Origin of the sequence: uncultured Cetobacterium sp. (assembly GCF_947038635.1) — a bacterium.
GTDB lineage: Bacteria > Fusobacteriota > Fusobacteriia > Fusobacteriales > Fusobacteriaceae > Cetobacterium_A.
Genome location: NZ_CAMQXC010000111.1, coordinates 1 through 7,530, shown reverse-complemented (window position 1 = coordinate 7,530; position 7,530 = coordinate 1). Strand labels below are relative to the sequence as shown.

The 7,530-nt window shown below is 28.3% G+C and carries 7 protein-coding genes; 5 read left to right on the top strand and 2 right to left on the bottom strand.

What is annotated here, in order from left to right; all coding sequences use genetic code 11:
- The first annotated feature begins 128 nt into the window (after positions 1 to 128).
- From Q0V08_RS09545 to Q0V08_RS09525, 5 genes are all read left to right on the top strand, one after another.
- Positions 129 to 1,607, top strand: a complete 1,479-nt coding sequence (locus Q0V08_RS09545; protein ID WP_297434249.1) for an amino acid carrier protein — start codon at positions 129 to 131, stop codon at positions 1,605 to 1,607.
- Positions 1,604 to 2,908 carry a diaminopimelate decarboxylase gene (lysA, locus tag Q0V08_RS09540; protein ID WP_297434247.1) on the top strand — a complete coding sequence of 435 codons (1,305 nt, stop codon included), beginning with the start codon at positions 1,604 to 1,606 and terminating at the stop codon, positions 2,906 to 2,908. Before Q0V08_RS09545 ends, lysA begins: the two co-directional genes overlap by 4 nt.
- Positions 2,909 to 3,061: 153 nt before the next feature.
- Positions 3,062 to 3,733: an outer membrane beta-barrel protein gene (locus Q0V08_RS09535; protein WP_297434245.1), complete on the top strand. Its 672-nt coding sequence runs from the start codon at positions 3,062 to 3,064 to the stop codon at positions 3,731 to 3,733.
- 134 nt (positions 3,734 to 3,867) lie between these two features.
- A complete protein-coding gene (locus tag Q0V08_RS09530; RefSeq protein WP_297434243.1) occupies positions 3,868 to 4,848 on the top strand; it encodes a hypothetical protein in 981 nt (326 codons plus the stop codon).
- 13 nt (positions 4,849 to 4,861) lie between these two features.
- On the top strand, positions 4,862 to 5,020 hold the full coding sequence (locus Q0V08_RS09525; RefSeq protein ID WP_297434241.1) for a hypothetical protein: 159 nt from the start codon (positions 4,862 to 4,864) through the stop codon (positions 5,018 to 5,020).
- A 49-nt stretch (positions 5,021 to 5,069) separates the two neighbouring features.
- Here the strand turns inward: Q0V08_RS09525 and Q0V08_RS09520 are convergent, their stop codons facing one another.
- Both Q0V08_RS09520 and Q0V08_RS09515 read right to left on the bottom strand, forming a co-directional pair.
- The gene (locus tag Q0V08_RS09520; protein ID WP_297434239.1) at positions 5,070 to 6,662 is read right to left on the bottom strand and encodes a HAMP domain-containing sensor histidine kinase; all 1,593 of its coding nucleotides are present in this window, start codon (positions 6,660 to 6,662) and stop codon (positions 5,070 to 5,072) included.
- Between the two features lie 9 nt (positions 6,663 to 6,671).
- Positions 6,672 to 7,316 carry a response regulator transcription factor gene (locus tag Q0V08_RS09515; protein WP_297434238.1) on the bottom strand — a complete coding sequence of 215 codons (645 nt, stop codon included), beginning with the start codon at positions 7,314 to 7,316 and terminating at the stop codon, positions 6,672 to 6,674.
- Positions 7,317 to 7,530 lie beyond the last annotated feature (214 nt).

The following is a 7,530-nucleotide window of genomic DNA, read 5'->3' as shown; positions in this document are numbered from 1 at the left end:
ATTTTCTTATATATCATATAGTGAAATTTTACAAAAACTACCATTAAATTTTTTTTGGTAGTTTTTTTTATTGGAAAAATATAAAGTATATGAAAAATTGTAAAAAATGAAAAAGGTGGGAATTAAATATGAGTTATTTAAGTAGGGTAAATGATGTTTTTAGTTTTTTAAATCCAATAACGGATGTTCTGTGGGAGTTTCCAAGAAACTTTGAGTTTTATAAAAATATCCCAATAATTGGTGAGTTTTCACTAGCGATTTTACTGCTAATAGGGTGTGGGCTGTACTTTACATTAAAACTGAATTTTGTACAGATTAGATATTTTAAAAGAAGTGTGGATATTTTAAAAAGAAAAAATGAAACTAAAATTGGAATATCTCCAATGGCTTCTTTTCTACTAAGTAGTGCCACAAGAATTGGACCAGGAAACATAATGGGAGTAACAGGAGCTGTTTTAGCAGGCGGGCCTGGAGCACTATTTTGGATGTGGGTTAGTGCGTTCTTTGGAATGGCAACATGTTTTGTAGAAGCTACTCTTTCTCAAATTTTTAAAGAGAAAAATGGTGAGGATTATGTTGGAGGAATAGCTTATTATGGTAGAAGATTACTAAATAATAGTAAAACAGTTGGTTTTGTAATAGCTGTGGCATATATTTTTTATGCACTATTTACACTGCCATCTCAAGTATTTCATATGTTTACAGCATTTGGATCAGTTGCTAGTCAAATCACAGGAAGTGTTTATGCTAGAACCGATACTCTATACATTGTAATAGGTTTAACTATTATCTTAGTTACAACAGTAATTATTTTTGGTGGAATTAGAAGAGTTGCACTGGCTACAGACTTTATAGTTCCAATAATGGCAGTGACATACTTTGTAATAGCACTATTTTTAATAGGAATAAATTTAGATAAAGTTCCATACTTTTTTAGTGCTGTATTTGCAGGAGCCTTTAGTCCTGAAGCTATCTTTGGAGGAGCTATGGGAATCGCCCTGCAACAGGGTATAAAAAGAGGACTTATGTCTAACGAAGCAGGACAGGGAACTGTAACGATGGCAGCGGCAGCAGCAGATGCAAAGCACCCAGTGGAGCAAGGATTTATTCAATCTTTTGGAGTTTTCGTAGATACTTTTGTAATTTGTACAATCTCAGGATTTTTAGTTATAATTGCTAATCTTTGGAACTTAGATGGTTTTGATTTTATAGCTTTAAGAAGTGATAAACTAGGTTACTTTATAACATCGTTAAAGGTATTATCTCCTACTATGTTAGAGAAACCTATTCAGTTCTTAGTTGCTCTATGCTATGGAATGTTTGCTTTTTCAACTATCTTGGGAATGATAGCTTTTATAGAGGTATCAGCAACAGAGATATCAAGAAACAAGGTTTTCTTAAATATTATGAAACTAATATCTTCACTAGTTTTTATACCTTTTGGAGTAGCATGTGTTTGGTCAGGAGCAGAGTTAGATAATATTTGGATAATAAGTGATTTAACAAATATCATGATGGTGTATATAAACGTACCTTTAATTATAATAGGATTTAAATATAGTAAGATGGCTTTAAAAGACTACGAGGAAAAGGGTGAGCTAATATGAAATTTTTAGGAACTATGAAAGATGTTAATGGAGTTTTAGAGATTGGTGGAGTTTTAGTAACAAAGTTACAAAAAGAGTATGGAACACCTCTTTATATATATGATTTAGAGCTTATGGAGAAAAAAATTACAGCTTTAAAAGATGGCTTTTGTAGTGAGAAATTTAAAACAACTATTGTTTATGCTTCAAAAGCTTATCTATCAAAAGGGATGGTTCAAGTAGTTGATAAAATGGGGTTAGATATAGACGCTGTTTCAGCAGGGGAGCTACATACAATTTTATCTACTAAAATAAATCCTAAGAAAGTTCATATGCATGGAAATAATAAGTCTCTAGAAGAGCTCGAGATATGTATAGGTAACGAGATAGGGAGTATAATTTTAGATAATAGATTTGAAGCTAAAAGAGTTGCTGACATTTGTAAAAAATTAGGGAAAAAAATAGATGTAATGCTAAGACTAAATATAGGAATAGATGCTCATACTCACGAGTATATAAAAACAGCAAAGCATACATCAAAATTTGGAGAGTCTATTTTTGATAAGGATATAGTGGAGATTGTAAGGGATATAGTAGAAAAAGAGGAGCTTAACTTTTTAGGTTTTCACTGTCACATAGGGTCACAGATTTTTGATGAGTTAGCATTTGGTGAGGGTATAGAAACTATGGTTAAATTCACAAAGGAGATCTCAGAAAAGTTAGGCATAAAGATACCTGAGATAAACCTTGGTGGAGGGTTTGGAGTTAGATATACAGAGGAAGATACAGATGTAGATCTAAAAAAATTAATGAAAAAAATTGTAAAATCTTTAGAGGTAACTTTAGAGTCTGAGAACTTTGCCATTGAAAAGGTATCAATAGAGCCAGGGCGTTCTATAGTTGCTCAAGCTGGAAGTACTCTTTATACAGTGGGAGGAAAGAAGAAAACCTTTGGTGGAGAGAAGTATATCTTTATAGATGGAGGGATGACAGATAATATAAGACCGGCTCTTTATAGTGCTAAGTATGAAAGTGTTGTAGCTAATAGATTGAATGAGGAGAAAAAGGAAGTTGTGACTTTAGCTGGGAAGTGTTGTGAATCTGGAGACGTAATTATAAAGGATACAAAGTTAGGGAGATGTGACGAGGGAGATTTAGTACTTGTTAGTTGCACAGGGGCTTATGGACACTCAATGAGCAGTAACTATAACAAAGCTTTAAAACCAGCTGTGGTTTTCGTAAAGGGTGGGTGTAGCTACCTGGTTTCTAAAAGAGAAACTTACGAGGATTTAGTAAGAAATGATTTAGACATAGATATCTAAAATATTAAAATTAAAAGGATGATTTTTATCATCTTTTTTTTATAAAAAAATTTTAAAAATAGGATATAAATACGAAATAAAAAAGTTACAATAACCACACTAGAAATTGAAAATCTACTAGAAATAAAAATATGTCATGTGGAGGGATGCTAATTGAGGAGAGGGTTAACTCTATCTTTTGCCAGTTTGTTAGCAATAAGTTCTTTAGGAAAAGAGGTGCCAACAGCTGTGCCAGAGATAAAAAAAGAGGTGGTAAATGAAGAAAGAGTAGTATTAGACGATTTTTTAATTGAGGAAGAGGAAGGAACAACAGTCTCTGATGTAATAGAGATAGAAAACAGTGAAGATACTACTAATCTATATTTAAGATTTGGAGGAGATACATATTCAAAATACTCTAAGGGTAAAACTAAAGATTTAGGTTATCTTTTTGGAGTTGAAATAACTAGAGATATAACAGATTACTTAGAGGTAGGTGCTGGAACAGGATATCAACTAAACTCTAAAAATAAGGATTCATCTATGGGAAAGTATGATTCTGTTCCAATTTATATGACTCTTAAATATGATTTTAATTTAGATAGCCAAGTGACTCCATATTTAAAGGGAAATTTAGGATATGCTTTTAACTTTAAAGAAACAGCAAAAAATAAAGTTAATAACGGTGCATATGGTGGAATAGGAGTAGGAGTAGAATACAATAACTTCTTTACAGATGTTATGTACCAAATAACTTTTGCAAAAATAGAACCTGAAAATGGAAAAAAAGAAGATTTAGATTACTCTAGAGTTACTTTATCCTTAGGATATAAATTTAACATTTAGATTTTGAACATAAAAATATCCTAAAAGATTATTGGGTGGGTATATAAAATAATAAAGATTGTTTCTTTCTGTGTTATGAAATTGACACAACAATAAAGAATGGTTGGGATGATAATCTATAAATGGAGTTAGCTATGAATAGAGTAGAGAAAAAAGAGGATATATTGAGAGGAAGAGAGATAGAACTAAGTTATATTAGGAAAGTTGGAAACTATGAAAGTAATGAAGTTGAAAATGAACTAGTCTTTTTTCTACCTGTAGGATGTTTTTGGGCTAGGACTTTAGGTGGTTGTTATCATTGTGGATTTCAAGATGTTATAAATGAGATTACTAGAAAATATTGCTGTAACTTAATAGAGATAGTTAAAGTTGAATACAAAAAATATTTAAATATTAATATTAAAAGAGTGTTTTTCTATGTAGGAGGATCATTCTTTGAAATTAAAGATGAAGTCCAAGATGAAATTTTAAGTTTTATTAATACACAAACTATGATTAGAGATATTTATATAGAAAGTAGACCTGAATTTATAACAAAGGAGAATATACAAAGATTAAAATTTTTGTTACAAGCTAAAAATTTAATTGTAGCAATAGGAGTAGAAACTTATAATGAAAAAGTAAGAAATGAAGTATTAAGTAAAGGTATTAGTAATAACAGTTTTGAATTAGCTATGCATATTTTGCAAAGTGAAAATATAAAAGCTCTAGTATATATTTTTATAAAGCCCCCGATTAAAAATATCACTGATAAAAAAGCTTATGATGAAACTTTAAAAAGTATGGAGTTTGTTATAGAAAAAGGAGCTTCATATATTGAATTAAAATCTGGATGTATTATGTATAATACTAAAGTATATGAACTTTATAAAGTTGGAAGATATACACCATTAAATATTTGGACTGTAAATAAACTTTTAATAGAAGCTAATGAACGATATAAAAATATACCAATACGATTGGGAGTTTTTGATGAGATATTTAGTTCTATTGATGTACCTAAAGGGTGTATATTGTGTGATGAGTTTTTAAAAGAAAAGTTACAACTTTATAGAGAAACAATGGATTCTGAGGTATTAATAAAACATACAACTTGTTACTGTAGTATTATTTAAAGAAAGGATATGTATGGAAAATAAAATTTTAAAAATAGGATTTGGAATTTTTTTAATATGTTTAATTGCAGCATGTAATGATTCTGGAACTGGAAGTGATGATTTACATACGAATCCAGAGAGTCAACCTATTTTAAAATCTCAAACTGAAGAACCAGCTCCAACAAATTAAAAGATTGAAAATATCCCCTGTTTCCTTAAAGTAGGAAGCAGGGGATACTTTATTCATTTTTATTAAGATAGAAATAAAAAGCTATTCCATTTTCAGTTAAATCTACTCCATATATATTTTCATGCAGCTTTATAATCTCTGAAGTTATATATAACCCAAGTCCTCTTCCATGACTATTTTTAGTTGAATAATATTTTTTCCAGATATTATTTAAATTTGTAGCACTTAATTTTTCTCCATCATTTTCAATTGTAAATTTAATCTTTCCCTCAATACTGTCATCAATATCTATACTTATTAAAGAGTTTGCATGTTCTATGGCATTTGATAAAAGATTTATAATAACCTGTTTTATCTTCTCTTTATCAGCATGCACAAAGATATTTTGTGAAGAGAATATAACTTTTAAATTTTGTAACTCGTTTTCATAAATTTTTAAAATAAGGTCTGTTAACTCTGCAATATTAAAAATCTCTTTATTTAAAGAGATTTGATTTGTGACATTTTTCTTATGTATAAGTTCATTAGCTAATCGTAAAATACGTCTACCCTCTTCATTAACTATTTTTATATTTTCAGATTCGTTTTTTTCTAAAAAGAGATCAGTAAAACCAATTATAGCAGATAAAGGAGTTTTAATCTCATGCATAAAAAGTTTTAGTTCATTTTCAAACTCTATTTTAGATTTTATATTATCTTGATTTTCTTTTTTATAAAAATAGATTATACTTTCTAATTTTTCAGTCATTCTTTTAATATTTCTATAAAGATAACTAATCTCATCATTAGATGAGTAATTTAAAGAAAAGTTATGATTAAAGCTACCAATCTTATTGGTGTTGTTAGCTAGAGAAACAATCGGTTTAATAATAAGTTTTTCAATGAGAAATCCTAAAAAAACAGTGACTAAAATAAGAAGTCCTATTTTCATTGCAAAATAGAGTTTTAACATAGGAAATATCTCATTAACTGGTTTAAATTTATAAAATATTAAAACTTTAAATCTATCGATATCCTTAGTTATTAACTGAAATCTTCTTTTATCTTTTAGCTCTACAGACCTATTTTGAATAGCTGTTAAATCTAGATAGGGATAGAGTTCTAAAAACTCATTTGCTGTTTCTAATCCTTTATGGGGCATTGTATAGATCTCTCCAGAAAGAGTAACAGTTTTATTTTTATTAAGATTAATATCAAAATCTTTTATTGTTTCATCTTTTTTTTCAATCTCATAAGCCATTAAATAGTTATTGAAAATTTTAATGGCTTTTACTGTTATTTTTTCATTTTTATTTAAAGAGAATTTATTTTGTAAAAACACTTTGTTGATATATGGACTTAAAAAAATAGTGTTTTTTTGCTGCGTATTTTTTAAAATAAAATATGTAAAATCGCTTTGTTTAACAAACTTATTTGTATATTTATTAAGTAGAATAACGTCAGTATTTTTAGAAAATTTATACTGTGTTAATCTATCTAAATCTAACCTGCCATTGGAAATAAAATCTATTTTTTCTAAAGATTTAATTTTAGCAAATCTAAAGTATTTTTCGAAATATAGATTTCCTAAATAGAAATCTAAAAGTAGTGTCAGAAAAAATATACTTGATAAGATAATTATTAACTTAGGTTTAAGTTTCATCACTCCTCCTTAAATCTCAAATTTATATCCAATTTTTTTTATTGTTTTTATATAGGAACCTCCATCCTCTAAGAAGATTCGTAATCTAGAAATATGCTTATCTACAGATCTATCATCTCCAAAATAATCATATCCCCAAACAGCACTTAAAATTTGGTCTCTTGTTTTAACAACCCCCATATGTTCAGCTAGGTAAAATAGGATATCTCTCTCTTTAGTAGGAAGAATAATCTCTTTTTTATTTAAAAGAACTTTTTTACTTTTGAAAAAAATCTCTAAATTTCCAATAGTTTTTACAATCTCTTTTTTTTCAAAAAATCTTCCAACAATAGAAAGAAGAATATATGGTGAAAAGGGTTTTGTTATATACGCATCAGCTCCTGAATTATATGCTTGCACTTGATTTTTCTCATCAGAAAGAGCAGTTAAAAATATAATGGGAACATTTGAAAACTCTCGGATTATTTTAGTTAACTCTAGTCCATTTATTTTGGGCATCATTATATCAACAATAATTAAATCAAATATGTTTTTTTTCATAAGTTTTAAAGCTTGCTCTCCATTGATAGCTTCCATTGTAGGTATATTTTTTTCTGCTAATATCTCTACAATTAGTTTTCTTATAACTAAAGAATCTTCAACTATTAATATCATAAAAATCTCCTCCTTCAATGTTGTATTTTATAGTTTAGCATTTTTGTATCGCATTTATGTCTTAAATTTTTTATTGTATTTGATACAAAAATTTGAAATTTTGTGTATATTTTGATTTCCATTTCAATTTTTATTTTAAAATTAAACTAAAATAAAATAAAGTGAGGTGAAAGATATATGTCATTAGCAGGTATTGCTATACGTAGACCCGTTG